Source organism: Polaromonas naphthalenivorans CJ2 (assembly GCF_000015505.1).
Taxonomy (GTDB): Bacteria; Pseudomonadota; Gammaproteobacteria; order Burkholderiales; family Burkholderiaceae_C; genus Polaromonas; species Polaromonas naphthalenivorans.
Map to the genome: position 1 here is coordinate 1,699,549 of NC_008781.1, position 26,896 is coordinate 1,726,444.

At 61.6% G+C, this 26,896-nt stretch carries 25 protein-coding genes and 2 tRNA genes; 21 read left to right on the forward strand and 6 right to left on the reverse strand.

The genetic code is table 11. The features are described 5' to 3' along the window. Positions 1-103: 103 nt before the first annotated feature. Positions 104-646, reverse strand: a complete 543-nt coding sequence (gene phaP, locus PNAP_RS08050) for a phasin family protein (protein WP_011801013.1) — start codon at positions 644-646, stop codon at positions 104-106. Between the two features lie 174 nt (positions 647-820). Between phaP and PNAP_RS08055 the strand changes: the two genes are divergently transcribed. The 11 genes from PNAP_RS08055 to rmuC all read left to right on the forward strand — a co-directional run bounded on the left by PNAP_RS08055 (position 821) and on the right by rmuC (position 11,790). Beyond that, the gene (locus PNAP_RS08055) at positions 821-1,777 is read left to right on the forward strand and encodes a histone deacetylase family protein (RefSeq protein WP_041376609.1); all 957 of its coding nucleotides are present in this window, start codon (positions 821-823) and stop codon (positions 1,775-1,777) included. Between the two features lie 23 nt (positions 1,778-1,800). Continuing rightward, a complete protein-coding gene (locus tag PNAP_RS08060; RefSeq protein ID WP_157040239.1) occupies positions 1,801-2,244 on the forward strand; it encodes an acyl-CoA thioesterase in 444 nt (147 codons plus the stop codon). A gap of 26 nt (positions 2,245-2,270) precedes the next feature. Further along, a complete protein-coding gene (locus PNAP_RS08065; protein ID WP_049763654.1) occupies positions 2,271-3,014 on the forward strand; it encodes a nitroreductase in 744 nt (247 codons plus the stop codon). 4 nt (positions 3,015-3,018) lie between these two features. Next, positions 3,019-4,887 (forward strand): ABC transporter permease, encoded by a 1,869-nt coding sequence (locus PNAP_RS08070; RefSeq protein WP_011801017.1) that lies wholly within the window; start codon positions 3,019-3,021, stop codon positions 4,885-4,887. Beyond that, positions 4,887-5,645 carry an ABC transporter ATP-binding protein gene (locus PNAP_RS08075; RefSeq protein WP_011801018.1) on the forward strand — a complete coding sequence of 253 codons (759 nt, stop codon included), beginning with the start codon at positions 4,887-4,889 and terminating at the stop codon, positions 5,643-5,645. The genes PNAP_RS08070 and PNAP_RS08075 overlap by 1 nt, the downstream gene beginning before the upstream one ends. Then, positions 5,638-6,279 carry an ABC transporter ATP-binding protein gene (locus PNAP_RS08080; protein WP_011801019.1) on the forward strand — a complete coding sequence of 214 codons (642 nt, stop codon included), beginning with the start codon at positions 5,638-5,640 and terminating at the stop codon, positions 6,277-6,279. Before PNAP_RS08075 ends, PNAP_RS08080 begins: the two co-directional genes overlap by 8 nt. Before the next feature lie 61 nt (positions 6,280-6,340). Next, on the forward strand, positions 6,341-6,694 hold the full coding sequence (locus tag PNAP_RS08085) for an FKBP-type peptidyl-prolyl cis-trans isomerase (protein WP_011801020.1): 354 nt from the start codon (positions 6,341-6,343) through the stop codon (positions 6,692-6,694). 97 nt (positions 6,695-6,791) lie between these two features. Continuing rightward, positions 6,792-7,991, forward strand: coding sequence for a nicotinate phosphoribosyltransferase (gene pncB / locus PNAP_RS08090; RefSeq protein ID WP_011801021.1), 1,200 nt, complete (start codon positions 6,792-6,794; stop codon positions 7,989-7,991). Positions 7,992-8,016: 25 nt separating this feature from the next. Further along, positions 8,017-9,429 carry a sodium:proton antiporter gene (locus tag PNAP_RS08095; RefSeq protein WP_041377106.1) on the forward strand — a complete coding sequence of 471 codons (1,413 nt, stop codon included), beginning with the start codon at positions 8,017-8,019 and terminating at the stop codon, positions 9,427-9,429. Between the two features lie 18 nt (positions 9,430-9,447). Beyond that, complete coding sequence (locus PNAP_RS08100; protein ID WP_011801023.1) at positions 9,448-10,434, forward strand: 2-hydroxyacid dehydrogenase; 987 nt, start codon at positions 9,448-9,450, stop codon at positions 10,432-10,434. Positions 10,435-10,449: 15 nt separating this feature from the next. After that, complete coding sequence (rmuC, locus tag PNAP_RS08105; RefSeq protein ID WP_041376610.1) at positions 10,450-11,790, forward strand: DNA recombination protein RmuC; 1,341 nt, start codon at positions 10,450-10,452, stop codon at positions 11,788-11,790. Positions 11,791-11,820: 30 nt separating this feature from the next. Here rmuC and PNAP_RS08110 read toward each other — a convergent pair whose 3' ends face one another. The 3 genes from PNAP_RS08110 to earP all read right to left on the reverse strand — a co-directional run bounded on the left by PNAP_RS08110 (position 11,821) and on the right by earP (position 14,677). Continuing rightward, positions 11,821-12,684 carry an LOG family protein gene (locus PNAP_RS08110; RefSeq protein WP_011801025.1) on the reverse strand — a complete coding sequence of 288 codons (864 nt, stop codon included), beginning with the start codon at positions 12,682-12,684 and terminating at the stop codon, positions 11,821-11,823. 179 nt (positions 12,685-12,863) lie between these two features. After that, positions 12,864-13,418 (reverse strand): elongation factor P, encoded by a 555-nt coding sequence (gene efp, locus PNAP_RS08115; RefSeq protein WP_011801026.1) that lies wholly within the window; start codon positions 13,416-13,418, stop codon positions 12,864-12,866. 131 nt (positions 13,419-13,549) lie between these two features. Beyond that, positions 13,550-14,677 carry an elongation factor P maturation arginine rhamnosyltransferase EarP gene (gene earP, locus PNAP_RS08120; protein ID WP_011801027.1) on the reverse strand — a complete coding sequence of 376 codons (1,128 nt, stop codon included), beginning with the start codon at positions 14,675-14,677 and terminating at the stop codon, positions 13,550-13,552. Between the two features lie 42 nt (positions 14,678-14,719). On the opposite strand from earP, the gene uvrC reads away from it, so the two are divergent. The 3 genes from uvrC to PNAP_RS08135 all read left to right on the forward strand — a co-directional run bounded on the left by uvrC (position 14,720) and on the right by PNAP_RS08135 (position 18,232). Further along, positions 14,720-16,660 carry an excinuclease ABC subunit UvrC gene (gene uvrC / locus PNAP_RS08125; protein ID WP_041377107.1) on the forward strand — a complete coding sequence of 647 codons (1,941 nt, stop codon included), beginning with the start codon at positions 14,720-14,722 and terminating at the stop codon, positions 16,658-16,660. 61 nt (positions 16,661-16,721) lie between these two features. Further along, positions 16,722-17,288 (forward strand): CDP-diacylglycerol--glycerol-3-phosphate 3-phosphatidyltransferase, encoded by a 567-nt coding sequence (gene pgsA / locus PNAP_RS08130; RefSeq protein WP_041376611.1) that lies wholly within the window; start codon positions 16,722-16,724, stop codon positions 17,286-17,288. Between the two features lie 62 nt (positions 17,289-17,350). After that, complete coding sequence (locus PNAP_RS08135; protein ID WP_198140698.1) at positions 17,351-18,232, forward strand: DMT family transporter; 882 nt, start codon at positions 17,351-17,353, stop codon at positions 18,230-18,232. On the opposite strand, the gene PNAP_RS08140 is transcribed toward PNAP_RS08135, so the two are convergent. Beyond that, a complete protein-coding gene (locus PNAP_RS08140) occupies positions 18,192-19,154 on the reverse strand; it encodes a LysR family transcriptional regulator (RefSeq protein ID WP_011801031.1) in 963 nt (320 codons plus the stop codon). The genes PNAP_RS08135 and PNAP_RS08140 overlap by 41 nt on opposite strands. A gap of 125 nt (positions 19,155-19,279) precedes the next feature. Here PNAP_RS08140 and PNAP_RS08145 point away from each other — a divergent pair, with 125 nt between their 5' ends. From PNAP_RS08145 to PNAP_RS08170, 6 genes are all read left to right on the forward strand, one after another. Further along, positions 19,280-20,158 (forward strand): alpha/beta fold hydrolase, encoded by an 879-nt coding sequence (locus tag PNAP_RS08145; protein WP_011801032.1) that lies wholly within the window; start codon positions 19,280-19,282, stop codon positions 20,156-20,158. A 28-nt stretch (positions 20,159-20,186) separates the two neighbouring features. Continuing rightward, on the forward strand, positions 20,187-21,281 hold the full coding sequence (locus PNAP_RS08150; protein WP_041377108.1) for a tartrate dehydrogenase: 1,095 nt from the start codon (positions 20,187-20,189) through the stop codon (positions 21,279-21,281). Positions 21,282-21,530: 249 nt separating this feature from the next. Further along, positions 21,531-21,803 (forward strand): HU family DNA-binding protein, encoded by a 273-nt coding sequence (locus PNAP_RS08155; RefSeq protein ID WP_011801034.1) that lies wholly within the window; start codon positions 21,531-21,533, stop codon positions 21,801-21,803. Positions 21,804-21,821: 18 nt separating this feature from the next. After that, positions 21,822-21,897: transfer RNA gene (locus PNAP_RS08160), tRNA-Val, on the forward strand. Between the two features lie 77 nt (positions 21,898-21,974). Continuing rightward, positions 21,975-23,912 carry a SurA N-terminal domain-containing protein gene (locus PNAP_RS08165; protein WP_011801035.1) on the forward strand — a complete coding sequence of 646 codons (1,938 nt, stop codon included), beginning with the start codon at positions 21,975-21,977 and terminating at the stop codon, positions 23,910-23,912. 38 nt (positions 23,913-23,950) lie between these two features. Then, positions 23,951-24,026: transfer RNA gene (locus tag PNAP_RS08170), tRNA-His, on the forward strand. 79 nt (positions 24,027-24,105) lie between these two features. Here the strand turns inward: PNAP_RS08170 and thpR are convergent. Continuing rightward, a complete protein-coding gene (gene thpR / locus PNAP_RS08175; RefSeq protein WP_011801036.1) occupies positions 24,106-24,618 on the reverse strand; it encodes an RNA 2',3'-cyclic phosphodiesterase in 513 nt (170 codons plus the stop codon). 171 nt (positions 24,619-24,789) lie between these two features. Here thpR and fusA point away from each other — a divergent pair, with 171 nt between their 5' ends. Next, entirely contained in the window at positions 24,790-26,889 is a 2,100-nt protein-coding gene (fusA, locus tag PNAP_RS08180; protein WP_011801037.1) for an elongation factor G, read from the forward strand. Positions 26,890-26,896: the final 7 nt, after the last annotated feature.

The following is a 26,896-nucleotide window of genomic DNA, read 5'->3' on the forward strand; positions in this document are numbered from 1 at the left end:
ACCGAGGAGACAACTGATTGGAAGCCAGCCCGTTTGAACTGGTTTCAGGAAGCAGGCTCCATGAACTCTCAAGGTGCGCAGGGCACCGAAAGCTCATTGAAAATTAACGCTTCTTGGAAACGCTTTTGGAAGCGTTCACGGCGGATTCGGATACCGTGTTGAAGTTGGTTTCGGCCATGTCGCCGGCTTGCTTGACGGCTTTTTGCACCGACTCGAAGGCGGAGTTGGCAGCGGTCATGGCGCTTTTCATCATGGTCACTGCGGTTTCGGAACCGGCAGGTGCATTTTGCGTGGCGCTTTCAACCAGGTCGGCAAACTTCTTCTGGGCTTCAGCGGTCTGGCCTTCAAGCGTCTTGCTGAATTCAGCACCGGCGGATTGGGCGATGTCATACAGGTGACGGCTGTAGGCAGCGGTTTTTTCAGCCAGGGGCTGGACCATGCTGGCTTGCAGGGCCAACAGTTCTTGTGCGTCTTTCGCGTTCAGCACGGCTTGCGCGTTGTTGGCGGTTTCGGCCAGTGCAGCCTTGGTGGCTTGAACATTCAGTTCAACCAGCTTTTCGACGCCTTCGAAGGCCTTTTGGGTCAAACCAAACAGGGTTTCGATGTTGGCTTTGTGGGAGGCCATGAGTTGTTCAGCGGTCAGCATAAGTAATCTCCAATATGTAGTTAAGGTTGATAGTTGCTTTGCGCTGAATTGCTGCACTGCAACATGGAAATAATTATAGGAGAAACGCGTGACATTGCAACCGTTTTCTGTTGCATCGCAGCAATCTAGATGCGTTACTCTGATTTAAATCAGTTATTTGAGGATGAACGGCCCGTGCAAGCTTTCTACGCCGACAACTTTGTTTTGCCGCTGCCCACCGGGCACCGCTTTCCCATGCGCAAATACAAGCTGCTGCGCGAGCGCCTGGTCAGCGAACTGCCGGCGGTGCGGATGATGCAGGCACCGGCCGCCAGCGATGGCGAACTGGCCCTGGTGCATGCGCCTGCCTATATACAGGCCATCACCCACGGCACGCTGCCTGCGCCGGCCCAGCGCGAGATCGGATTTCCCTGGAGCGAAGGCATGGCCGAGCGCGCGCGCCGTTCGGCCGGCGCCACCGTGGCGGCGGCGCGCAGGGCGCTTGGGCTGGCTCCAGGTTCGCGTCCTGAAGGCATCGCGGCCAACCTGGCCGGCGGCACGCACCATGCCTATGCCCACAAGGGCGGCGGGTTTTGCGTTTTCAACGATGCGGCGGTGGCCGCCCGGCTGATGCAGGCCGAATGGGCGCGCCAGCATCGCCAGGCCAGGCAGCCGCTGCAGGTCGCGGTGATTGACCTCGATGTCCACCAGGGCAATGGCACGGCCAGCATTTTTGCCGGCGACGCCAGCGTGTTCACGCTGTCGCTGCACGGTGAAAAGAATTTTCCGTTCCGCAAGGAAGCCAGCGACCTGGATGTCGAGCTGCCCGACGGCTGCCTGGACGCGCCCTACCTGCAGGCGCTGGAGCATGCCCTGGACGAGCTGGAGCGGCGCTTCGAGCCCGGCCTGGTCCTGTTTTTGGCGGGCGCCGACCCGTTTGCAGGCGACCGGCTGGGGCGGTTGAGCCTGAGCTTTGACGGGCTCGAAGCGCGCGACCGCCGCGTCTTTGACTGGGCCTGGCAGCGCCGCATTCCGCTGGCTTTTTCGATGGCGGGCGGCTACGGCGTCAACATCGATGAAACCGTGCAGGTGCAGATGAACACCTACCGGGTGGCGCTGGCGTATTGGCAGAAATGGCAATCGGCGCGCTGATGCACTGGCAAAATGGCGCTTCAATGACCCTGACTCCACGCCCCCAGGCCGAATACCGCCATGCCTACAAAGCTTTTCGCGCCATCGGCACCCGCTGGTCCGACAACGACCTGTACGGCCATGTCAACAACGTCGTTTATTACAGCTGGTTTGACACCGCCGTCAACGGCCTGCTGATCGAGCGCGGCGCGCTCGACATCCATGCCGGCAGCGTGATTGGCCTGGTGGTTGAAACCCAATGCAACTATTTTTTGCCGCTGGCCTTTCCCGAACCCGTGGTCGCCGGCATTCGCGTGGCGCACATCGGCGCGTCCAGCGTGCGTTACGAGGTCGCGCTGTTTGCCGCTGACGAAAGCCTGTCGTGCGCCGCCAAAGGCCATTTCATCCATGTGTATGTGGACCGCGCCACGCGCCGGCCCGCCGTCTTGCCCCCTGAATTATTGTCTGTACTGGAGCTGCTGAAGTGAAACCAACCCATTCTTCCCACCCTGTCGTGGCTGGCGATTTTGCCCCTGACGATGCGCCTGCCAGCGCCTGCCAGCCGCCCGTCAACGCGGTGGATCATGCGATAGAAAGCCGTCAGTCGATGCGCGAGTTTTTGCCGACGCCGGTGCCCCGGGCAACCATCCTGCATCTGCTCGAACTCGCCAGCCGCGCCCCGTCGGGCACGAACACCCAGCCGTGGAAAGCCTATGTGCTGCAGGGCGCCAGCAAGGACAGCTTGAGCGAGAAGGTCTGCCAGGCGCATGACGCGCTGCGCGACAACCCGGCGCTGGCTTCCGAATACAGGGAAGAGTACGACTACTACCCGGAAAAATGGGTGTCGCCTTACATTGACCGCCGGCGCGAAAACGGCTGGGGCCTGTATGGGCTGCTGGGCATCACCAAGGGCGACAAGGACAAGATGCATGCGCAGCACCAGCGCAACTACCGGTTTTTCGATGCGCCGGTGGGCCTGATGTTCACGCTGGACCGGGTGATGGGCCGGGGCTCGCTGCTGGACTACGGCATGTTCATGGAAAACTTCATGATCGCCGCGCGCGGCCACGGCCTGCACACCTGCCCGCAGGCCGCGTGGAACGGCTTTGCGAAAATCATCCTGCCGCACATCGGCGCGGGCGAGGGCGAGATGCTGGTGTGCGGCATTTCACTGGGCTATGCCGACGAATCGGCGCTCGTCAACACCTTTCGCACGCCGCGCGTGAGCGCGGCGGAGTTCACGACCTGGCTAGATTGAGCCGGTGACTTTTTCCGTCGTCCAGCTGCTCGGCGGACTGTCTTATGCCACGACGCTGTTCCTGATGGCGGCGGGGCTGACGCTGATTTTCGGCGTCACGCGCATCGTCAATTTCGCGCATGGCAGTTTTTTCATGCTGGGCGCGCTGTTCACCGCGCACTGGGTGACGAACTGGTTTCCGGCCTGGGGCGAAAGTGGGCTGCTGTACCTGATTGCTATTTTTTTAGGAGCTGCCTGCGCAGGACTGGCGGGCGCAATAGCCGAATATCTCTTGTTGCGGCGAATGTCGGACGCCCCCGAGCTGTACCAGCTGGTCGCCACCTTCGGCCTCACGCTGGCGATGCATGACGCGATGCAGTGGGGCTTCGGGCCGGACGAGGTGTTTGCGCCGCGTTTTCCGGGGCTCAAGGGCTCGGTGCAGATCGGCGACGAATTTTTCCCCGTGTACCAGCTGGCGATGATTGCGCTCGGGCCGCTGGTCTGGCTGGGCCTGCATGTGCTGCTTCGCCGTTCGCTGTTTGGTCAGCGCCTGCGCGCCGCCACGCAGGACCGCTCGATGCTGGCCGCGCTGGGCGTCAACCCCAGGCCGCTGATGCTGGGCGCGGTGGTGCTGGGCTGCGCGCTGGCCGGGCTGGGCGGCGCGCTACAGTTGCCGCGCGAACCGGCGCATCTGCAAATGGACATGAACGTGATCGTCGAAACCTTCGTGGTCGTCGTGACCGGCGGGCTGGGCAGCATCGGCGGCGCGTTTGTCGCGGCCCTGTTGATTGGCCTGGTGCATGCCTTTGGCACCGCTGCGTTTCCCCAAGCGACGCTGGTCGTCGTGTTTTTGACGATGGCGGTGGTGCTGGTGTTCCGGCCGCAGGGGCTCAAGGGCAGTTCGCCAGAGCAGGGCGGCCATCGGGAGGCGGCGCAGAAGTTTCGCGGCCTTCGGCTGGGGCGCGCCTGGACGTCGGTGATTGCGTTGGCCTTCGTGTTGCTGGCTGGACTGGCCTGGTCGGGCGGGGCCTACTGGCAGACGCTCGCCGCCGATGCGCTGATCCTGATGATCTTCGGCATCAGCCTGCAGTCCATGATGGCGCTGGGCGGGCTGGTCAGCTTTGGCCATGCGGCGTTTTTTGCCCTCGGCGCTTACGGCGCGGCGCTGTCGCACAGCCTGTGGGGCGCAACGCTGCCGGTGGCGCTGGCGACTGGCTGCGGCGCGGCGCTGGCCGTCGCTGGCGTGTTCGGCGCGGCGGTGGTCAGGAGCAGCGGCGTGTACCTGGCGATGCTGTCGCTGGCGCTGGCGCAGGTGGTCTGGGCCGGCGCGGCGCAATGGGTGAGCCTGACGGGCGGCGACAACGGGCTGATCGGCCTCGCGCTGGTAACCGACGACGGCCGGCCGGTTTTTTATGCGCTGCTGGTGGCACTGGCCTTGATCGCGGTGTTCGCGCTGCGGTTCTTGAGCCGGTCGGTGATGGGGGCGGCGCTGCAGGCCGTGCGTGATGCACCGTTGCGCGCGGCGGCGTCCGGCTTGTCGGTCGGTTGGCTGAAATACCGCGTTTTTGTCGAAAGCGCGGTGCTGGCGGGCCTGGCGGGTGGGCTGTTTGCGGCCCATAAAGGGGCGGTGTTTCCGTCGCTGGCGGCCGTCTCCACCTCGGTCGATGCCTTGCTGGTGGTGCTGCTGGGCGGTGTGCATCAGCTCTGGGGCGCGGTCGTCGGCAGCCTGGTGCTGACGTATGCAAGCGCCGAGCTGGGCCGCGAAGTGACTTACTGGCGCGGCCTGCTGGGCGTGTTCATCATGCTGATCATGGTGGCTTCGCCGTCGGGGCTGCTGGGCCTGCTTTCACGCTTGGCCGGGCGGCGCCAGCGTGCCATCGCGGGGAGCCGCTGATGCTGCAGGTCCGGCAACTGGTCAAGCATTTCGGCGGCATCCACGCGGTCGATGGCGTGAGTTTCGAGGTGGCCGCAGGCGAATGCGTGGCGCTGATCGGCCCCAACGGCGCTGGCAAATCGACCTGCTTTGCCTGCATCGCCGGCCAGTATCCGCTGACCGGCGGGCACATCCTGTGGAACGGCCAGGCGCTGGAAAAACTCGCTCCGGCCGAGCGCCTGCGGCACGGCGTGGCGCGCACCTTCCAGGTGGCGCAGGTCTTTGAAGCCCTCACGGTGCTACAAAATGTGCAGCTGGCTATGCAAGCTGGTATTGCGCAAAAGGCCATTTCGGCCTTCAAAAGGCTCGACGGGCAATCGCGCGAAGCGGCTGAGGCGCTGCTTGAGGAAACCGGCCTGCGCGCGCTCGCCCATGACGATGCCCTGAGCCTGCCTTATGGCGCCAAAAAGCGGCTCGAACTGGCCATGGCGCTGGCCGCCCGCCCCCGGCTTCTGCTGCTCGACGAACCCGCCGCCGGCCTGGCCGAAGCCGAGCGTGCCAGCCTGATGAAACGGGTCAAACAGCTGGCAGGGCAGGGCATGGCCGTGCTCTACACCGAGCACAACATGGACGCAGTGGCCGGCGTGGCCGACCGGGTGCTGGTGCTGATCGAAGGCCGGCTGGCCGCCGAGGGCTCGTTCGAGGAAATCTCCCGCGATGCCGAAGTGCGCCGGCTCTACCTGGGCGAAAGCCTGGACCCGGGAGGCGAGCATGCTTGAGCTGGACCAGCTCAGCGCTTTCTACGGCCCTGCGCAAGCCCTGTTCGGGGTGTCGCTGCGCGTGGCTGCCGGTGAGCTGGTGGTGCTGCAGGGGCTCAACGGCGCGGGCAAATCGACGCTGCTCAAGGCCATCATGGGCCTGGAAGTGCGCACCGAAGGCGCCATTCGCTACCAGCTGCCCTCGGGCGCCGTGGCCATCGAGCGCTGGGAAATCCATCGGCGCGCGCAGGCTGGCCTGGGTTATGTGGCCGAGGACCGCCGGCTGTTCACCGAACTGACGGTGCGCGAGAACCTGCATGTGGCTGCGGGCCGCGATGCCAAGGCCCATGAAGCGCGGGCGCTCGATTTGTTTCCGGTCCTGAAAACGCTCTTGAGCCGGCCCGCCGCGCAGATGAGCGGCGGCCAGCAGCAGATGCTGGCGATTGCCCGCACCCTGATGACCGGCCCGAAAATCCTGCTGCTCGACGAGCCCTGCGAAGGCATTGCGCCGGTGCTGGTCGAGTCGATTCGCGATGCGCTGCTGGCCCTCAGGCGCGAAGGCCTGGCGCTGCTGGTGGTCGAGCAAAATCGCCTGCTGGCGTCGCGCGCGGACCGGTTGCTGTGGCTGGTTGCGGGTAAAGTCAGGGACTCGTAAAAATCAGCCCCGTTGGGGGCCGCTGATTCATTTTTCAATCCATCGTTAAAAGGACATTGCCATGACAACCACCACCACCGCCTCGGGACTGCAATACGAAGACACCGTGCTGGGCACCGGCGCCATCGCCAAGGCCGGCCAATATGTCAAGGTGCATTACACCGGCTGGCTGTACAACGACGGCGTGCAGGGCAAGAAATTCGACTCCAGCAAGGACCGCGGCCAGCCCTTCCAGTTCTCGCTCGGCGCTGGCGAAGTGATTCGTGGCTGGGACGAAGGCGTGCAGGGCATGTCGGTCGGCGGCACGCGCCGCCTGGTCATTCCCTCGGAACTCGGCTACGGCGCGCGCGGTGCGGGCGGCGTGATTCCGCCGAACGCGACCCTGCTGTTTGAAGTGGACTTCCTGGGAACCTGATCCGGCCGCAAGGGCTTGACATCGACGCCAGGCCCGGCGACGGGCCTGCGCACCGCATTACCTCGCATCACCTGCCACGGGGCCTTCCGGGTTCACCATGATCATCACCAGCCTGCTCGATACCGACCTGTACAAGTTCACCATGATGCAGGTGGTGCTGCACCAGTTTCCCGGCGCCGAGGTCGAATATAAATTCAAGTGCCGCAACGCCGGCGCGCCCGGCATTGGCAACCTGGCGCCGTATGTGAACGAGATTCGCGAGGAAATTCGCGGACTCTGCAGGCTGCACTTCCAGGATGCCGAACTGGCCTACCTGAAGAGCCTGCGCTTCATCAAGAGCGATTTTGTCGATTTCCTGGGGCTGTTCAAGCTCAACGAAAAATACCTCCATGTGGCTGCCTTGCCGTCGGGCGAGATTGAAATCTCGATCAAGGGACCGTGGCTGCACACCATCCTGTTTGAAATCCCGGTGCTGGCCATCGTCAACGAGGTCTATTTCCGCAATACCCGCAAGCAGCCCGACCTGAGCGAGGGCCGCAAGCGCCTGGACACGAAAATAGCGGCCTTGCAGATCGGCGGCATCGGGGAGCTGAAAATTGCCGACTACGGAACGCGCCGGCGTTTCGGCAAGGCCTGGCATGAAGAAGTTTTGCGCACGCTGGTGACCCGCCTGGGCACGGGCGCCGAGGGACAGCTGGCCGGAACCAGCAATGTGCTGTTTGCCATGAAGCTGGGCTTGATTCCGCTGGGCACCATGGCGCACGAGTATCTGCAGGCCTGCCAGGCGCTCGGGCCGCGTTTGCGCGACAGCCAGGTGTTCGGCTTTGAAATGTGGGCCAAGGAATACCGGGGCGACCTGGGCATTGCACTGTCGGACGTGTATGGCATGAATGCCTTCCTGCGCGACTTCGACCTGTATTTCTGCAAGCTGTTCGACGGCGCGCGCCACGACAGCGGCGACCCGTTCCAGTGGGGCGAGCGCATGATCTCGCACTACGTCGAAAACCGTGTCGATCCCAAGACCAAGACGCTGATTTTCAGCGACGCGCTCACGGTGCCCAGAACCATCGAGCTGTACCGGCAGTTCCGGGGCCGCTGCCAGCTGGCCTTCGGCATTGGCACCAACCTGACCAACGACCTGGGCTATGAGCCGCTGCAAATCGTCATCAAGATGGTGCGCTGCAACGGACAGCCGGTGGCCAAGTTGTCCGACACGCCGTCCAAGAACATGTGCGACGACGAAAAATACCTGGCTTACCTGCGCCAGGTTTTCGAGATTGCATCGCCAGCGGTCTAGTGGCATGCGCAACCTGGATCTGTCAATGAGAATTTTTCGCTGGCTTGGCGCTTGTGCGCTGCTGTCGCTATGGCCCGGCCTGTCGTTCGCGGCCTCACTGGACGGCAGCCAGCTGTCGGTGCTGTGGGGCGTTCCATTTGCCGGCCTGCTGCTGTCGATTGCGCTGCTGCCGCTGCTGGCGCCATTTTTCTGGCACCATCATTTCGGCAAGGTGTCGGCCGCCTGGGCGCTGGCTTTCCTGCTGCCTTTCGCGCTGATCTACGGCCCGGGCATGGCGGCTTTCAGCTTCCTGCATGCGCTGCTGGAGGAATACATTCCCTTCATCCTGTTGCTGACGGCGCTTTTTACCGTGGCGGGCGGCATCCATATCCGGGGCAACCTGCACGGCAGCCCGGGGCTGAACACAGCCATCTTGGGCATTGGCGCGGTGCTGGCGAGTTTCATGGGAACCACCGGCGCCTCGATGCTGCTGATTCGCCCGCTGATCCGGGCCAATGACAACCGCGCACACAAGGCGCATGTGGTGGTGTTCTTCATCTTCATTGTCTCGAACGCCGGCGGCTCGCTGACGCCGCTGGGCGATCCGCCGCTGTTCCTGGGATTTCTGAAGGGCGTGGATTTTTTCTGGACCGCCAGCCATATCTTCCCGGAAACGCTGTTTCTGATCGGCAGCCTGCTGGCCATTTTCTATGCCCTCGACGCGTGGTTTTACCACCGCCGCGAAGAACTCATGCCGCTGGACCCGACGCCTGACACCCGGAGCATCGGCTTTGACGGCGCCGCCAATTTCTGGCTGCTGGCCGCCGTGGCCGGGCTGGTGCTGCTCAGCGGCATCTGGAAGTCGGCCGTGGTGTTCAACATCGCCGGCACCGATATCGGCCTGCCGGGCCTGGTGCGTGATGCCGGGCTGGTCGCCATCACCTTGCTGTCGCTGAACATCACGGCGGCCAAGGTCCATGCCGACAACCAGTTTTCCTGGGGGCCGATGCTGGAAGTGGCCAAGCTGTTCGCCGGCATTTTTCTGACCATCGTTCCGGTGATCGCCATGCTCAAGGCCGGCACCAGCGGCCCGTTCGGCGCGGTGGTGTCCAGCGTGACGCGGCCCGACGGCACGCCTGATCCGGCGATGTATTTCTGGGCCACCGGCGCGCTCAGCTCCTTTCTGGACAATGCGCCGACCTACCTGGTGTTCTTCAATACCGCCGGCGGCGACGCGCAGGCGATGATGACCACGTTCGCCTCGACCCTGGCGGCGGTCTCGGCCGGCGCCGTCTTCATGGGCGCCAACACCTACATCGGCAATGCGCCCAACCTGATGGTCAAGGCCATCGCCGAAGAACGCGATGTCAAAATGCCGAGCTTCTTTGGCTACATGCTGTGGTCGGGCGGAGTCTTGGTTCCGCTGTTCATCATCATGACCTTTATCTGGTTCAAATAAAGAAAGCAGACATTTCCCATGAGCAAACCGAAAATCCTGATTGCCCGCGCCATCTTTCCTGAAGTCATCGCCCGGCTGGAAGAACATTTCGAGGTCGAATCCAACCAGGCCGATGCCACTTGGTCCAAGGCCGAACTGATAGCGCGCCTCAAGGACAAGGACGGCGCCTTCACCACCGGCGGCGACCGCATTGATGCCGAGGTGCTGGCCGCCTGCCCCCGGCTCAAAATCTGCGCCAACATGGCGGTCGGCTACAACAATTTTGACATTCCCGCCATGACCGCCGCTGGCGTGCTGGCCACCAACGCGCCCGACGTGCTGACCGAAACCACCGCCGATTTCGGCTTTGCGCTGTTGATGGCCACGGCCCGGCGCATCACCGAGAGCGAGCATTATTTGCGCGCTGGACAATGGACGAAGTGGAGCTACGACATGTTCGCCGGCTCCGACATCCATGGCTCCACGCTGGGCATCCTGGGCATGGGCCGCATCGGGCAGGGCATTGCCAAACGCGGCGCGCACGGCTTTGGCATGAAGGTGATTTACCACAACCGCTCGCGGCTGGATGCGGCGCTGGAGGCTGAATGCAAGGCCGGCTACGTCGGCAAGGAAGAGCTGCTCAAGACCGCCGACCACCTGGTGCTGGTGCTGCCTTATTCGCCGGCATCGCACCACACCATCGGCGCAGTCGAGCTGGCGCAGATGAAGCCGACCGCCACGCTGGTCAATATCGCGCGCGGCGGCATCGTCGATGACGCCGCCCTGGCAGCCGCCCTGCGCAACAAGACGATTGCGGCGGCGGGCCTGGATGTGTTCGAGGGCGAGCCCTCGGTGCATCCTGACCTGCTGACGGTGCCCAATGTGGTGCTGACGCCGCACATCGCCAGCGCCACGGTTCCAACGCGCCTGGCGATGGCCGGCCTGGCGGCCGACAACCTGATTGGATTTTTCAAGGAAAACAAGCCGCTTACGCCCTTGAATCCTGCGGTTATAGCTATCAAATAAATAGCAAACTGATTCATGGAGTCCTGGTTGATGATGGCCTTGCTGCTGGCCAACCTGCTGTTGCTGGTCTGGCTGGCGGTGCGCAAGCCGGCGGAAATTGCAGGCGATGGAAATGCTGAACTGCTGAACGGCTTTGCGGAAGTCAGTGACCGGCTGGAGCGCGAGCTGCGGCGCGAGATCAGCGACAACTCGCGCGGCAGCCGCCAGGAACTGGCCGCGACGCTGGCCAGCTTCCAGCAGGCGCTGGTGCAGCAGGGCGCCGAAGCCACCCGCACGCAAAACACGCAGATCGATGCGTTTTCCCGCCAGCTCGGCCTGTTGCAGCAAAGCCTGTCGGACACGCTGGCGACGCAGCTGCAGTCGGTCAGCGAATCGAACGCGCGCCGCATGCTTGAGGTGCGTGAAACGCTGGAAAAGCAACTCGCGCAACTGCAGCAAAGCAACGCCGCCAAGCTCGACGAGATGCGCCGCACGGTCGATGAAAAGCTGCATGACACGCTGGAAACCCGCCTGGGCCAGAGCTTCAAGCAGGTCGCCGACCGGCTGGAGCAGGTCCACAAGGGGCTGGGCGAAATGCAGACGCTGGCGCAGGGCGTCGGCGACCTCAAGCATTTGCTGACCAACGTGAAAACGCGCGGCATTTTTGGCGAGGCGCAACTGGCAGCCTTGCTCGAACAGGTCTTCACCGTGGACCAGTACGCCGCGCAGGTCGTCACCCGGCGCGGTGGCAAGAATCCGGTCGATTTCGCGATCAAGCTGCCGGGCCGTTCCGACTCGGGCGAGCCGCTGTGGCTGCCGATTGATGCGAAATTTCCCAACGAAGACTATGAGCGGCTGCTCGATGCGCAGCAGCGCGCCGACGGGCCGGGCGCCGAGGTCGCGGGCAAGGCGCTGGAGCTGCGCATCCGCCTGGAAGCCAAGTCGATCTGCGAAAAGTACATCGAGCCGCCGTACACGACCGACTTCGCCATCCTTTTCCTGCCGACCGAGGGCCTGTACGCCGAAGTGCTGCGCCGCCCCGGCCTGATTGAATGCCTGCAGCGCGACCACCGCATCACGCTGGCCGGTCCGACCACGCTGCTGGCCATGCTCAATTCGCTGCAGATGGGCTTCAGGACGCTGGCGCTGGAAAAGCGCTCCAGCGAGGTGTGGCAGGTGCTGGGCGCGGTCAAGACCGAGTTCGGCAAGTTCGGCGACGTGCTGGCCAAGGTCAAGTCGCAGACCGAAACCGTGCTCAACACCCTGACCAGCGCCGAGCAGCGCAGCCGCGTCATGGGCAAGGCCTTGCGCAGTGTCGAGGCCCTGCCCGAAGCGGATGCGGTCCGGCTGATTCCGCTGGACAAGGAACTCGATTAACGCGGCGCTCCAGCGGGCCGCCGGACGAACTCAAAGTTCGTAGAAATTCTTGATGGCGTCCCAGGCGGCCTGCGGCTCATCGACATACTGGATCAGATCGAGATCCTGCGGTGAAATCGCGCCTTCCTCGATCATGATGTCGAAGTTGAACAGCCGTTTCCAGTATTCGGTGCCAAACAGGATGATCGGCACCGGCTTGGCCTTCTTGGTCTGCACCAGCGTGATGACCTCGAACAGCTCGTCAAGCGTTCCGAATCCGCCGGGGAAGGCCACCAGCGCCTTGGCGCGCATCATGAAATGCATCTTGCGCAGCGCGAAGTAGTGAAACTTGAAGTTCAGCGAGGGCGAGATATAGGGGTTGGAGCCTTGCTCGTGCGGCAGCACGATATTGAGCCCCACGGTGAGCGCGCCCATTTCCTGGGCTCCGCGATTGGCCGCCTCCATGATGCCCGGGCCGCCGCCGGTGCAGATGAACAGCTGCTCATGCGCCGGGCGCGGATTGCTGTAGCCCGCCACGATGCGCGCGAACAGCCGCGCCTGGTCGTAGTACTGGGCGTTGCGGACATGGCGTTGCGCCAGTGTCAGCGCGGCTTCGTCATCGCCCTCTTGAGCGAGCTTGAGCGCCGCTTCAGCCTGCTCGGGGGCCGGGAAGCGGGCGCTGCCGAACACCACGATGGTGTTTTCGATGCCTTGGGCCTGCTGGTCGATTTCGGGCTTGAGCATTTCAAGCTGGATGCGGATGCCGCGGGTTTCGCGCCGCAGCAGGAATTCCGGGTCCGCAAAGGCGAGCCGGTTGGCATCGGGCCGCAACGGCGTGGTGTCGGTGGAAAGGGCATGCAGTTCAGCCCAGGCGTTGGCCAGGCGGTCTTCTGAGAGGTCTTGAGTTTGTTCCATGAGCCTTTATCCATGATGCATGTAACCCTGTGTTTCAACACCGGGCTACACGGTAAGCAGAGTAAGAAAAACGCGGTGGGTAACGGGATCATCATAAATACGGTTTCCTTCGCTTTTCCGGTCTGGAAATAAAAAAAGGCTCCTGATGGAGCCTTTTTAGCGAAGCGATTGACGCCTGTTCAGACGCGCTTGCGGTATTCGCCGGTGCGGGTGTCGATTTCGACGACATCGCCCTGTGCCACGAAAATAGGCACGCCGATTTCAAAGCCGGTGGCCAGCTTGGCGGGCTTGAGCACCTTGCCGGACGTGTCGCCCTTGACGGCAGGCTCGGTCCAGGTGATCTCGCGCTGCACGCTGGTGGGCACTTCGACGGAAATGGCCTTGCCGTCGTAGAACACGACTTCGAGTTCCATGCCGTCTTGCAGGTAGTTCAGCGAGTCGCCCATGTTTTCGGCTTCGACTTCGTACTGGTTGTACTCGGTGTCCATGCAGATGTACATCGGGTCGGCAAAGTAGGAATAAGTGCATTCCTTCTTGTCCAGGATGACCTGGTCGATTTTGTCGTCGGCCTTGAAGACGACTTCGGTGTTGAAGTTGGCGATCAGGCTTTTGAGCTTCATGCGCACGGTGGCGGAGTTGCGGCCGCCGCGGCTGTATTCGGTCTTGAGAACGACCATCGGATCCTTGCCGTTCATGATGACGTTACCGGCGCGGATTTCTTGAGCGATTTTCATAGCAGTTTTACTGATTTACTGAGGTGGACCGCTAGACGTGTGCTGGGTGCAGCTTCTGCGGCGGGTTATGCGGGTTTACTTGGGGCTGGTGATGCGTTTTATCAACAGGCTAACCCGCAGAACCCGTGATTTTAGCGGTTTTTTGCCACAAAGCCGAGTAAACGGCTACACAGGTCATCCTGGGCCATCAGGCGGGAGCGGGCGGCAAGGGCGCAGGGCTGCCAGGCGGGCAGGTCCGGCGGCGGGACTCTCAAGGGGCCGTGGCCTGCACTTTTGCTGTTCCACACCCGGTGAAAGCTTCGCAGCGAAGGCGGTGCCTGCAGCATGTCGAGAAAAGCGTCCAGCTTGTCCAGATGCGCTGCATCGCCCTGCGGGTAGATGTGCCAGACAAAAGGCCTGCCGGCCCAAAGGGCACGTACCACCGAGTCTTCGCCGCGCACAAAATTCAGGTCGCAGGCCCACAGCAGGTGGTCGAACTCCCTCTGGGTTAACAGCGGGATGTATGAAATTGATAGCAGATTATGCCCATGGGTATTGCGCAAAAGCCTTGTTTCATCATTAAAATCGGCCTTCACCGCGCTGGCGGCCCGGCCTGCCGCCACCAGCAGGCGCACCGGCTCACCGTCCAGCCCGTGCCGCGAAAACTGGTGCAACAACTCAGGCAGCGCGTCCGGCTCGTAGCAGAACAGCGAAACCAGTTTTTCTCCCGTCCAGGCAATGCCCTGGGTCGCCAGCCATGCCTTGCGGTCAAAACCTGATTGCCTTTTTGCCAGGCCGGGCTCACGCAGCAGGCCGCCGGTTGCTTCGGTGAAGCCGGGGTAGAAAAACCACTTGGTCCAGCCGGCCGCCGGGCCGTCCCGTACCGGCGAGGGCAGGGCGTGGCAGCGCTCGACGTAGGGCTCGGCGGACAGGTATTCGAGGTTGATCCATACAGGTTTCAGGCCTGTTGCGCTTTGCTGACGTGCGCAAGCAGCTATGAATTCAGGAGCAATCTCGCAGCCGAATGATTCGATCAGGACATCAGGCGGCTGTTGCTCAAGACAGGCTTCGTTCAGGTCGAGCGGCGCATTCCAGGGCAGCACACGAACGCCTTCGCGGCCTTCGGGCGCCATCCAGTCCAGCGCCGAAGCATCGTCCACCCACAAGCGCACGCGGTGGCCGCGCGTCGCCAGGTCGGCGGCCAGGCGCCAGCACACGCCAATGTCCCCGAAGTTGTCGATGACTTTGCAAAAAATGTCCCATTGCAGGCTGTGATTCATGGAACGATTGTCCACAATACGGCCCTATATTCCATGAATGCCATGACCCCGACCCACGAATTCGCCCCCCAACTGCTCAGCGAAGTGGCCGCGCTGCCGCCGCTGCCCGGCGTTTACCGCTACTTCGACGAGCAGGGTGGCGTGCTTTACGTCGGCAAGGCGCGCAACCTGAAAAAGCGGGTCACCAGCTATTTCCAGAAAAACCATGGCGGCACGCGCATTGGCCACATGATCACCAAGATCGTCCGCATGGAAACCACGGTGGTGCGCTCGGAAGCCGAGGCGCTGCTGCTCGAAAACAACCTGATCAAGACGCTCAACCCGAAGTACAACATCCTGTTCCGGGACGACAAGAGCTATCCCTACCTCAAACTGACCGCCGCCCAGACCCAGCCCAAGGGCGGCGCGCCGTCGGCAACGGCTTATCCGCGCATTGCCTATTACCGGGGTGCGGTCGAGAAAAAGCACCACTACTTTGGCCCTTATCCGAGTTCGTGGGCGGTCAAGGACACGATCTTGCTGCTGCAAAAGGTCTTCAGGCTGCGCACCTGCGAGGACACGGTGTTCAACAACCGCACCCGGCCCTGCCTGCTGTACCAGATCAAGCGCTGCTCCGCGCCCTGCGTGGGCCATGTGTCGCCCGAGCAGTACGCGCTCGACACGGCGAACGCCGAGCGGTTTTTGCAGGGCCAGACGCAGGAAATCCTGGGCGAGCTGGAAAGGAAAATGCTGGCGCACGCCGACCGGCTGGAGTTCGAGCAGGCCGCCGAGCTGCGCAACCAGATGTCGGCGCTGTCCAAGATACTGCACCAGCAGTCGATGGAGGTTGGCGGTGACAAGGACGTGGACATCCTGGCGGTCAAAGTGCAGGGCGGCAAGGCCTGCGTCAACCTGGCGATGGTGCGCGGCGGCCGCCACCTGGGCGACCGGCCTTATTTCCCGACGCATGTCGAGAACGCCGCCGACGTGGCCGCGCTGGATGCCGAGCCAGAGGCCCCGGCCGATCAGCCGAAGGAAAAATCCATCGAAGCCCTGGTGCTCGAAGCCTTCATCGCGCAGCACTACATCGACGTGCCGGTGCCGCCCACGCTGGTGGTCAGCGAGCCGGTGGACAAACACCTGATGGCGGCGCTGGCCGAGCAGACCGGCAGCCGCGTCGCCGCCGTTCACCAGCCGCGCGAGCAGCGCCGCATCTGGCTGGAAATGGCGCAGAAAAATGCCGGCCTGCAACTGGCGCGGCTGCTGGCCGAGCAGGGCTCGCAGCAGGCGCGCACCCGGGCGCTGGCCGAGGCGCTGGAGCTGCCGCTGGACAACCTGGACGCCTTGCGCATCGAGTGCTTTGACATCTCGCACACGGCCGGCGAATCAACCCAGGCGTCCTGCGTGGTGTTCAAAGAGCACAAGATGCAGAGCAGCGAATACCGCCGCTACAACATTGAAGGCATCACGCCGGGCGACGACTACGCGGCCATGCGCCAGGTCTTGATGCGCCGCTACACCAAGCTGGCCGAGGCGGCGCGCAACGGCGAAGCCACGCTGCCCGACCTGGTGCTGGTCGATGGCGGCAAGGGGCAGGTGGCTATGGCGCGCGAAGTATTTGTCGAACTCGGGCTTGACCTGGGCCTGATTGCCGGCGTTGAGAAAGGCGAGGGTCGCAAGGTCGGACTCGAAGAGCTGGTGTTTGCCGATGGCCGCGACAAGGTCTACCTGGGCCGCGATTCGGCGGCGCTGATGCTGATTGCCCAGATCCGCGACGAGGCGCACCGCTTCGCCATCACCGGCATGCGCGCCAGGCGGGCCAAGGTGCGGGTGGGCGGCAGCCGGCTTGAGGACATTGCCGGGATTGGTCCGAAAAAGCGCGCCAGCCTGCTGCAGCGTTTTGGCGGGGTACGCGGCATTGCATCAGCCAGCGTCGAGGACATCGCCATGGTCGATGGCATTTCGACCGAACTCGCCGAGGAAATTTACCGGGCATTGCATTGACAAAGGCAGGGCTTGCACCGGCTTGCGCGGGCCGTCATCCGCTCATGCCAAAATCGGTGCCATGTTCCTGACCATCCCCACCCTAATGACCTGGACCCGCATTGTTGCGATTCCGCTGATCGTGGGGGTTTTCTACCTGAACATTCCTGCGGTGGAACGCAACCTGATCGCCACCGTGATGTTCGTGGTGTTTGCCGCAACCGACTGGCTCGACGGTTACCTGGCCCGCAAGCTGAACCAGGCGTCGTCATTCGGCGCCTTCCTCGACCCGGTGGCCGACAAGTTCCTGGTCTGCGCCTCGCTCTTGGTGCTGGTGCATCTGCAGCGCGCCGATGTGTTCGTGGCGCTCATCATCATCGGCCGCGAAATCGCGATTTCGGCGCTGCGCGAATGGATGGCGCAGATTGGTGCGTCGCGCAGCGTGGCCGTTCACATGCTGGGCAAGGTCAAGACCACGGTGCAGATGATTGCGATTCCCTTCCTGCTGTATGACGGCCGTCTGTTCGGCGTCATCAATACCCCTGTCTGGGGAACCTGGCTGATCTGGCTTTCCGCCATCCTGACGGTCTGGTCGATGGTGTACTACCTGCAAAAAGCGATTCCCGAAATCCGCGCACGGACCAAGTGAATCATTCCTGAATCGGGCCGGCCTTGAGTTCTTCGTCATCTTCCGGCGCGCTGATTCGCGCCATGCCTGCCGTCTTCGTGCTGATCTGGAGCACCGGCTTCATCGTCGCCAAGTTCGGCCTGCCTTACGCGCCGCCGCTGACTTTCCTGGTGCTGCGCTACGCTTTTTCGATTGCTTGTTTTCTGGTCTGGATCAGGTTCAGCCGTGCACGCTGGCCGCGCGGCCGCCAGCAGTGGCTGCACCTGGCGGCAACCGGCGTGTTGATGCATGCGGGTTACCTCGGCGGCGTCTGGGTGGCGGTGAAGGGCGGCATGGGTTCCGGCTTGACGGCATTGATCGTCGGCCTGCAGCCCGTCCTCACGGCGCTGTGGCTCTCGTGGGCCGGCTCATCCAGCCTTTCAAATCCGTCACAAGCGCAGGTCACACCCCGTCAGTGGGCGGGGCTGGCGCTGGGGCTGGGCGGCCTGCTGCTGGTGGTGGCACGCAAATTTGGCACCGGCAGCGAGGTTACCGCGCTGACGCTGGGCTGCGCGGTGTTTGCCCTGTTCAGCATCACCGTGGGAACGCTGTACCAGAAGCATTTCGTGCAGCCGACCGATGTGCGCAGCGCCAATGCCATCCAGCTGGCCGCCGCCTTGCTGGTGACCTTGCCGTTTGCCTTCATGGAAACCGAAGCGATTGTCTGGAATGCCGAGTTCATGGGTTCGATGGCCTGGTCGGTACTGGCATTGACGCTGGGCGGCAGTTCGCTGCTTTACCTGCTGATCCAGCGCGGCGCGGCCACCTCGGTGACCAGCCTGCTTTACCTGGTTCCGCCCACCACGGCCGTGATGGCATGGCTGCTGTTTGGCGAATCCATCACGCTGGCGACCGTTGCTGGCACGGCGCTCACGGCATTGGGCGTCAGCCTGGTGGTACGGCCCGCGAAGCCGCAGGCAGCGTAGTTTTCCAGGGTTCATCCTGGAATTGCGCGACCAGAAAGTCGATCAGCAGCCGGATGCGCCGGGGCGAATCGGTGCGGTAAGGCGCCAGCCAGTGAATGTCGGCGTCAGGCATGGCATGGTCTTGCAGCACCCGCACCAGCTGGCCAGAAGCCAGCCAGGGCGCGATATCCCAGAGGCTTCGCAGCATGATGCCGCGCCCGTCCAGGCACCAGTCGCGCACCAGTTCGCCCGAATTGCTCGACAGCGGACCGCGCACCCTGACCCGTTCGGGCGTCTTGCTGTTGCCTTTGTGCAGCGTCCATGTGTCGAAGCTCTGTCCCTGGGAATTGCCGTTTTCGCGCACGATCAGGCAGGCGTGTTCCTGTAAGGCATTGATATCTTCCGGCATGCCATGCCGCTGAACGTAACCCGGCGAGGCCACCAGCACACGCTGATTGCGCGCCAGCCGGCGTGACACCCATTGCGCCGCCTGCCGGCCCTGTACGGACCATAGCCAGATGGCGCCGTCAAATCCTTCGCTGGCAAGGTCTGGCAACTGCTCGGTGAGCTGCAGCTGGATGTCGATGCGCGGATGGCGTTCCTGGAAAATGGCCAGCGCCGGCCCCAGCCACAGGCGGCCAAAGCCGAAAGTCGCGGCCAGCCGTATCAGCCCGGTGGGCTCTGCCTTGCGCTCCTGAAGCTCGGCTTCAAGGGCGCTGAAACCCTGCAGCAATACCACAGCCCGTTCGCAGACGGTTTCGCCCTCGGCCGTCGGGCTGACGCGCCGGGTGGTGCGCTGGAACAGGCGCTGGCCCAGCCGTGCTTCAAGCGCCGCGAGCCGCTTGGTGACCATGGGGGCTGCCAGATCGAGGCTGCGCGCCGCCGCCGCCAGGCTGCCGTGGTCACGGACAGCCACCACCAGTTCCAGGTCAGTACGGTCCATTCTTGCCTTTATGGAAATAATTGATTGCCGAATTATTGCTTGAACTGTTCACTTCATTGCGACAAAATTTCAGCGATCTGCCGGATAAGCGGACGGCTCCCAATACTCCCAACAAGGCTGGTTTTATGTTCAAAGATTTTGTTTCCTGCGCCGTCGAAGGCCCTGCCGGAACCCTGCACACTTTGCGCGGCGGACGCGGTGCGCCGCTGTTGCTGCTGCACGGACATCCGCAAACGCATGCCATGTGGCACGCGGTGGCTGACGAACTGGCCCAGGTGTTCACCGTGGTCTTGATGGATTTGCGCGGCTATGGCGATTCGGCCCGGGTCGCCGCCGATGCCGGGCACCATGCCTATTCCAAGCGCGCCATGGCGCTCGATGCCATCGCCGTGATGCGCCACCATGGGTTTGCGCAATTCCAGGTGCTGGCCCATGACCGGGGCGCCCGGGTGGCGCATCGGCTGGCGGCAGACCATCCCGACGTGGTTCAGCGGCTGATGCTGCTCGATATCGCCCCCACGCTGGGCATGTATGCCAACACGTCAGACGCTTTCGCGCGCGCTTACTGGCACTGGTTCTTCCTGATCCAGCCATCGCCTTTGCCCGAGGCGCTGATTGATTCCGATCCGGTGCGCTATATCCGCAGCGTGATGGGCAAGCGCCATGCGGGACTGGCGGCTTTTGCGCCAGCCGCGCTGGCCGAGTACGAGCGCTGCGCGCGGATTCCCGGCACGGGGCTCAGCATTTGCGAGGACTATCGCGCTTCCGCGACGATCGATCTGGACCATGACCGTGCCGACGTGGCTGCGGGCATGAAGCTGTTGCAGCCGCTGCGTGTGCTGTGGGCTCAGCATGGCGCGGTTGGCCAGTGTTTTGATGTCATGCGCCTGTGGCGGGAGCGTGCCAACCATGTAACCGGGGAGAGCGTGCCCTGTGGACACTACATTGCGGAAGAGGCTCCGGCACTGGTGCTCGCGCAAGCGCTTGAATTTTTCAACAACTGAACCAAAGGAAAAGAGCATGAGCAAAACAATGGGCAAAAAAAGAATCGCGGTCATCGCAGGCGACGGCATCGGCAAGGAAGTGATGCCTGAAGGCATTCGTGTGCTGGAGGCCGCAGCGGTCAAGTACGGGATTGACCTGCAGTTTGATCACTTCGATTTTTCGAGCTGGGACTATTTTGAAAAGCACGGCAAGATGCTGCCCGATGACTGGAAAGACCAGATTGGCGGGCACGATGCGATTTACTTTGGCGCCGTAGGCTGGCCCGACAAGATTCCCGATCATGTATCGCTCTGGGGCTCGCTGTTGCTGTTCAGGCGGGAGTTTGACCAGTACATCAACCTGCGCCCCGCGCGCTTGATGCCCGGCATCATTGCACCCGTGGTCAGGCGTGACGGCAGTCCGCGCCAGCCGGGCGAGATCGATTTTTACATCGTCCGCGAGAACACCGAAGGCGAATATTCCAGCATCGGCGGCAAGGCCTTTCCGGGCACCGAACGCGAGTTCGTGTTGCAGGAATCGGTATTCACCCGCATCGGCGTGGATCGTGTGCTGAAATTCGCCTTTGAGCTGGCGCAGTCACGCCCTAAAAAGCACTTGACCAGCGCCACCAAGTCCAACGGCATTTCAATTTCCATGCCCTATTGGGATGAACGTGTCGCCGAAATGGCGAAAGGCTATCCGGCGATCCAGCTCGACAAGTTTCATATCGACATCCTGACGGCTCATTTTGTGCAGCGGCCGGACTTTTTTGACGTGGTCGTGGCCAGCAACCTGTTTGGCGACATCCTGAGCGATCTGGGGCCTGCCTGCACGGGAACCATCGGTATTGCCCCCAGCGCCAATCTCAATCCGGAGCGCAAATTTCCCTCGCTGTTCGAGCCTGTCCATGGCTCGGCGCCAGACATTGCCGGACGCAATCTGGCCAATCCCATCGGGCAGATCTGGTGCGGCGCCATGATGCTGGAATTTTTGGGGTACAAGGAAGCCCATGATGGCATTCTTGGCGCCATTGAGCATGTTCTCAAACCTCAAAACGGTGCGCCACGAACGCCCGATCTGGGCGGGCGGGCGGGTACTGCCGATGTTGGAAAAGCTATTGCGAATGCATTGGGTGAACTGTAAAAACTGGTGTTGTCAAGCATGAAAATTACAGCCCATGCTTGGCATCCAAGGCAGAACCTAGCAAAACAAAGATAGAATTCCGCTCCACAGCTTAAATACTTGCGCCGTATTGACAGCCTGGAAGTCCATCGCTTTAATGGATCCAGAATCAAGCCGTCCACGCCGCTCCTGCTGACACCGCCATGCCGTGTTTCTGGAAATAGGTATCAAGCCACCCAGATCAACTGACCAAATAACGAGGTGCTTTTTGTGAACAAGACTGAATTGATTGAGCACATTGCCCAGAATGCCGATATTTCCAAAGCTGCGGCAACGCGCGCTCTGGAGTCCACCATCAGTGCGGTAAAGGCCACGCTGAAAAAGGGAGGCTCCGTGTCTCTGGTGGGTTTTGGCACTTTTGCTGTCGGTAAACGTGCTGCCCGTACGGGGCGCAATCCCCGCACAGGCGATGCGATTAAAATCAAGGCGGCCAAGGTTCCAAAGTTCCGTCCGGGCAAAGCGCTCAAGGATGCGCTGAACTGATGTAATGTTTTTATAGTGGGGTGCTTAGCTCAGTTGGTAGAGCAGCGCCTTTACACGGCGTAGGTCGGCGGTTCGAGTCCGTCAGCACCCACCACCCACTAAGAAAAGGCGAACCAGGGTTCGCCTTTTTTGTTGTTGCGCCCGCATGGGCTGTCATACAGGAAATTCGAGATGTTTGATTTCATTCGCAAGCACACCAAGTGGACCATGGCATTGCTGTTTTTGCTGATTGTTCCTTCCTTCATATTGGTCGGTATGAACAGCAATCCTTCCAGCGAAAAGGGGGGCGTGGTCGCCAAGGTGGATGGAACGGAAATTACCCAGCCCGAGTGGGACCGCGAGCATCTGAAAGAAGTGGACCGCCTGCGCGCCTCCATGCCGACACTGGATGCCAAATTGCTGGATTCGCCCGAGGCACGCTATGCCACGCTGGAGCGCATGGTACGCGACCGGGTTGTTGCCGTAGCCGCTGAAAAACTCAAGCTCTCCACCAGCGACCAGCATTTGGCCCGAGAGTTGCAGAACAGTCCCGAAATTGCCGCCTTGCGGCGGGCCGATGGCTCGCTTGACATGGACCGCTACCGCCAGTTGCTGGGCACTCAGGGAATGAGTCCTGAAATGTTCGAAGCCAATGTGCGTACTGATTTGTCCAGGCGACAGGTTCTGGCGGGTGTTTCGGGCAGCGGATTTGCATCCAACTCGGCCGCTGACATGGCACTGAATGCCTATTTTGAAAAACGCGAGATTCAACTCGCCCGTTTCAATGCCGCCGATTACGCAGCAAAGCTGACACCGACGGACGCTGACCTTGAGCAGTATTACAAGGCCAATGAAAAACTTTTCCAAGCCCCCGAACAAGCCAGTATCGAGTACGTACTGCTTGATCTGGAGGCGCTGAAAAAGGGCATTGCTGTCAATGAAGCTGATCTTAAAACCTATTATGAGCAGAATGCTCGGCAACTGAGCGGGACTGAAGAGCGTCGCGCCAGCCACATACTGATTACTGCGTCCAAGACTGCATCGCCAGAAGAGCGCGAGAAAGCCAAGACCAAGGCAGAAGAGTTGCTGGCCACCGTTAAAAAGTCTCCTGAAAATTTTGCGGACGTAGCCAGGAAAAATTCCCAAGATCCAGGCTCCGCGACCAATGGTGGTGACCTTGATTTTTTTGCCCGTGGCGCCATGGTCAAGTCGTTTGAAGATGCTGCCTTTTCCATGAACAAAGGCGATATCAGCGAGGTGGTTGCGTCTGATTTTGGTTATCACATCATCAAGCTGACCGATATCAAGGCGCCCAAGCAGCGTACTTTTGAGGAAATGAGACCACAACTTGAGGCTGAACTGCAAAAGCAGCAGGCCCAGAAGAAGTTTTCTGAAGCAGCAGAGGCGTTTTCGAATGGTGTGTATGAGCAGTCTGATAGCCTTAAGCCGGTAGCTGAACGTTTAAAACTTGAGGTTAAAACGGCTGGCAATGTAGGGCGTCAACCGGCATCTGGCGTGACTGGCGCCTTGGCCAATCCAAAATTTCTCACTGCTCTTTTTTCACCCGATTCCATTGAAAAAAAGCGCAATACCGAAGCCATTGAAGTGGGCCCAAGCCAACTGGTATCGGGGCGCATCGTGCAATACACCCCGGCTCGTACTCAGCCTTTGGCTGATGTAAAAGACAATGTTCGCCAGCGCTGGCTGGCGCAACGTAGTGCCGAAGAAGCACGCAAAGATGGAGTTGCCAAGCTAACTGAATGGAAGGCCGCACCGAGCACGGCTACGGCCCTAACTTCTCCCATTCTGGTGTCGCGTGAGCAAGCACAACAATTGCCAGTTCAAGTCGTTGATGCAGCGCTTCGCGCAGATACAGGCGCTTTGCCGATTTTTTCTGGTATTGATCTGGGAGCGCAGGGTTATGCCATCGTCAAAGTCAACAAGGTCGTGCCACGTGATGCTCCTTTAGAGGCTGCCGCCAAACAGGAGCGTAGCCAATATGGCCAATGGTGGACATCCGCGGAGGCACTCGCTTACTACAATGGCCTCAAAGACCGTTTCAAGGCGGAAATCTTGGTTGTCAAACCCACAGTGGCCAAGCTAAATTCAGAAGCAGGCGTAACTCAGTAATTAATACGGCAGCTTTGCCGCTATAATGCATGACTCCGGTGGCTGTAGCTCAGTTGGTAGAGTCCAGGATTGTGATTCCTGTTGTCGTGGGTTCGAGCCCCATCAGCCACCCCAAGTACAGTAAAGAAACCCCGCTATCAATCTGATAGTGGGGTTTTTTATTGTCTGTACGAGATCAGACTCGCATCGGGACTTAGCCGTAACGCTGTACCAGGCGATACTTGCCCGCCGGTTCACGGCAGGACTCCACCAGTGCATAGCCCCGCACACGCCAGCGCAGCCTGGACTCCTGTGCGGGTGGCACTGCATCGGCTGCATGGCGCGCGAGCGTGATATGGGGACGAAAGCTCTCCCGTTTTTCGACCGGCAGTTCAAGGCCTTGCAGGGCCAGGCCCAATGCGCCATGCAACTGCAGCAGGCTGGCGGGGATGGCCTGCGGCTGCAACACGGCAATGCCGTGGCGCCATAGGCCGGAGTGGCCAAATTTCAGTTCAAAAGGCTTGAACGGGACCGCCAGTCCTTTGATGAGCGGCTCCAGGCGGTAGCGTGCGACATTGCCGATAAAGTGCAGGGTCAGGTGCAGCTGCTCTGGCTTCACCAGTGACGCCTGACTGTCCCAGTGCCATGCATCGCGGTAATCAAGCAAGGCAGCCCGAACGCGAGGCGAAGGCCAAAGCGCCAGAAATAGTCGGGCGGTGTCATTCATAACAAGGGCGATCCAGGCAGTGCATGCACGGAAAAATTGTATCTGCTGGGCCGCAGGCGCTTGAATTTCCGCAATCAGAAATCAGGCCGGCGCCTGTACAAAATCCACTCCGTGAGCGCAGAATCATCCGTCTGCGCCGCCATCAGGCGTGTTGCCATCAAGGAGCTTGTCGTGATTCGCAAAACCCCTATCGAGCGCTACCGCAACATCGGCATCAGCGCCCACATCGACGCCGGCAAAACCACCACGACCGAGCGCATCCTGTTTTATACCGGCGTGAATTACAAGCTGGGCGAAGTCCACGAAGGCACGGCGACCATGGACTGGATGGCGCAGGAGCAGGAGCGCGGCATCACCATCACCTCGGCGGCGACGACGACGTTCTGGAAAGGCATGGCCGGCAACTATCCCGAGCACCGCATCAACATCATCGACACGCCGGGCCATGTTGATTTCACCATCGAGGTAGAACGCTCCATGCGCGTGCTCGACGGCGTGGTCATGGTCTATGACGCGGTCGGCGGTGTGCAGCCGCAGTCCGAAACCGTCTGGCGCCAGGCCAACAAGTACAAGGTTCCGCGCATCGCTTTCGTCAACAAGATGGACCGCGTGGGCGCCGACTTCTTGCGCGTGCAGCGCCAGATTGCCGAGCGCCTCAAGGGCGTGGCCGTCCCGGTGCAGATCCCGGTGGGCAGCGAGGACCATTTTCACGGCGTGGTCGATCTCGTGAAGATGAAAGCCATCCTCTGGGACGACACCAGCCAGGGCCTGCACTTCGAGTACGCCGAGATTCCGGCCGACCTGCTTGAGCTGGCCAAGGAATGGCGCGAAAAGATGGTCGAGGCCGCCGCCGAAGCGAACGAGGAGCTGCTGGGCAAATACCTGGCGGGCGAGCCCTTGAGCGAGGACGAGATCAGGCAGGGCCTGCGCCAGCGCACGGTTGCCAACGAAATCGTGCCCATGCTGTGCGGCAGCGCCTTCAAGAACAAAGGCGTGCAGGCCCTGCTCGACGCGGTGATCGACTACCTGCCTTCGCCGCTGGATGTGCCGGCGATCCTGGGCCATGCCGTGGACGACAGGCCGGCCGAGCGTCACCCGAGCGACGAGGAGCCGTTCTCGGCGCTGGCCTTCAAGATCATGACCGACCCCTATGTCGGACAGTTGATCTTTTTCCGCGTCTATTCGGGCGTGGTCCGGGCGGGTGACACGGTTTACAACCCGGCCAAGGGCAAGCGTGAGCGGCTGGGCCGCATCCTGCAGATGCATGCTAATGTGCGCAACGAAGTCAAGGAGGTGCGTGCCGGTGACATCGCGGCGGCTGTGGGCCTGAAGGACGCGACCACCGGCGACACGCTGTGCGACCCGGGCCATGTCATCATCCTTGAGCGCATGAGCTTTCCGGAGCCGGTGATCTCGCAAGCCGTCGAGCCAAAAACCAAGGCCGACCAGGAAAAGATGGGGATGGCCTTGAGTCGTCTCGCCCAGGAAGACCCGTCGTTTCGCGTGCACACTGACCATGAATCCGGCCAGACCATCATTGAAGGCATGGGCGAGCTGCACCTTGAAATCCTGGTGGACCGCATGAAGCGCGAATTCGGCGTGCAAGCCAGCGTCGGCAAGCCGCAGGTGGCTTACCGCGAAACCATCAGGCAGGCCGTCAATGACGTTGAAGGCAAATTCATCAAGCAATCGGGCGGGCACGGCCAGTATGGCCATGCCGTGCTCAACCTCGAACCCTTGCCGCCCGGGCAGGGTTACCAGTTTGTCGATGCGATCAAGGGCGGCGTGGTGCCGCGCGAATACATTCCGGCGGTCGATAAGGGCATTCAGGAGAGCCTGCGATCTGGCGTGCTCGCGGGCTATCCGGTGGTCGATATCAAGGCGACGCTGGTGTTCGGCTCCTACCACGATGTCGATTCGAATGAAAACGCCTACCGCATGGCCGGCGCAATTGCCTTCAAGGACGGCATGCGCCGTGCCAAGCCCGTCCTGCTCGAACCGATGATGGCGGTCGAAGTCGAGATGCCCGACGAATTCATGGGTCACGTCATGGGCGATCTGTCTGCGCGCCGCGGCAGCATCCAGGGCATGGAAGACATTGCCGGCGGGGGCGGCAAGCTGGTGCGCGCCGAAGTGCCGCTGGCCGAAATGTTCGGCTACTCGACCGCGCTGCGCTCACTCACCCAGGGCCGGGCGACCTACACGATGGAGTTCAGGCACTATGCGCAAACGCCGCCCAGTGTTTCCGCCGCGATTGTGCATACCCAATAGATCATGC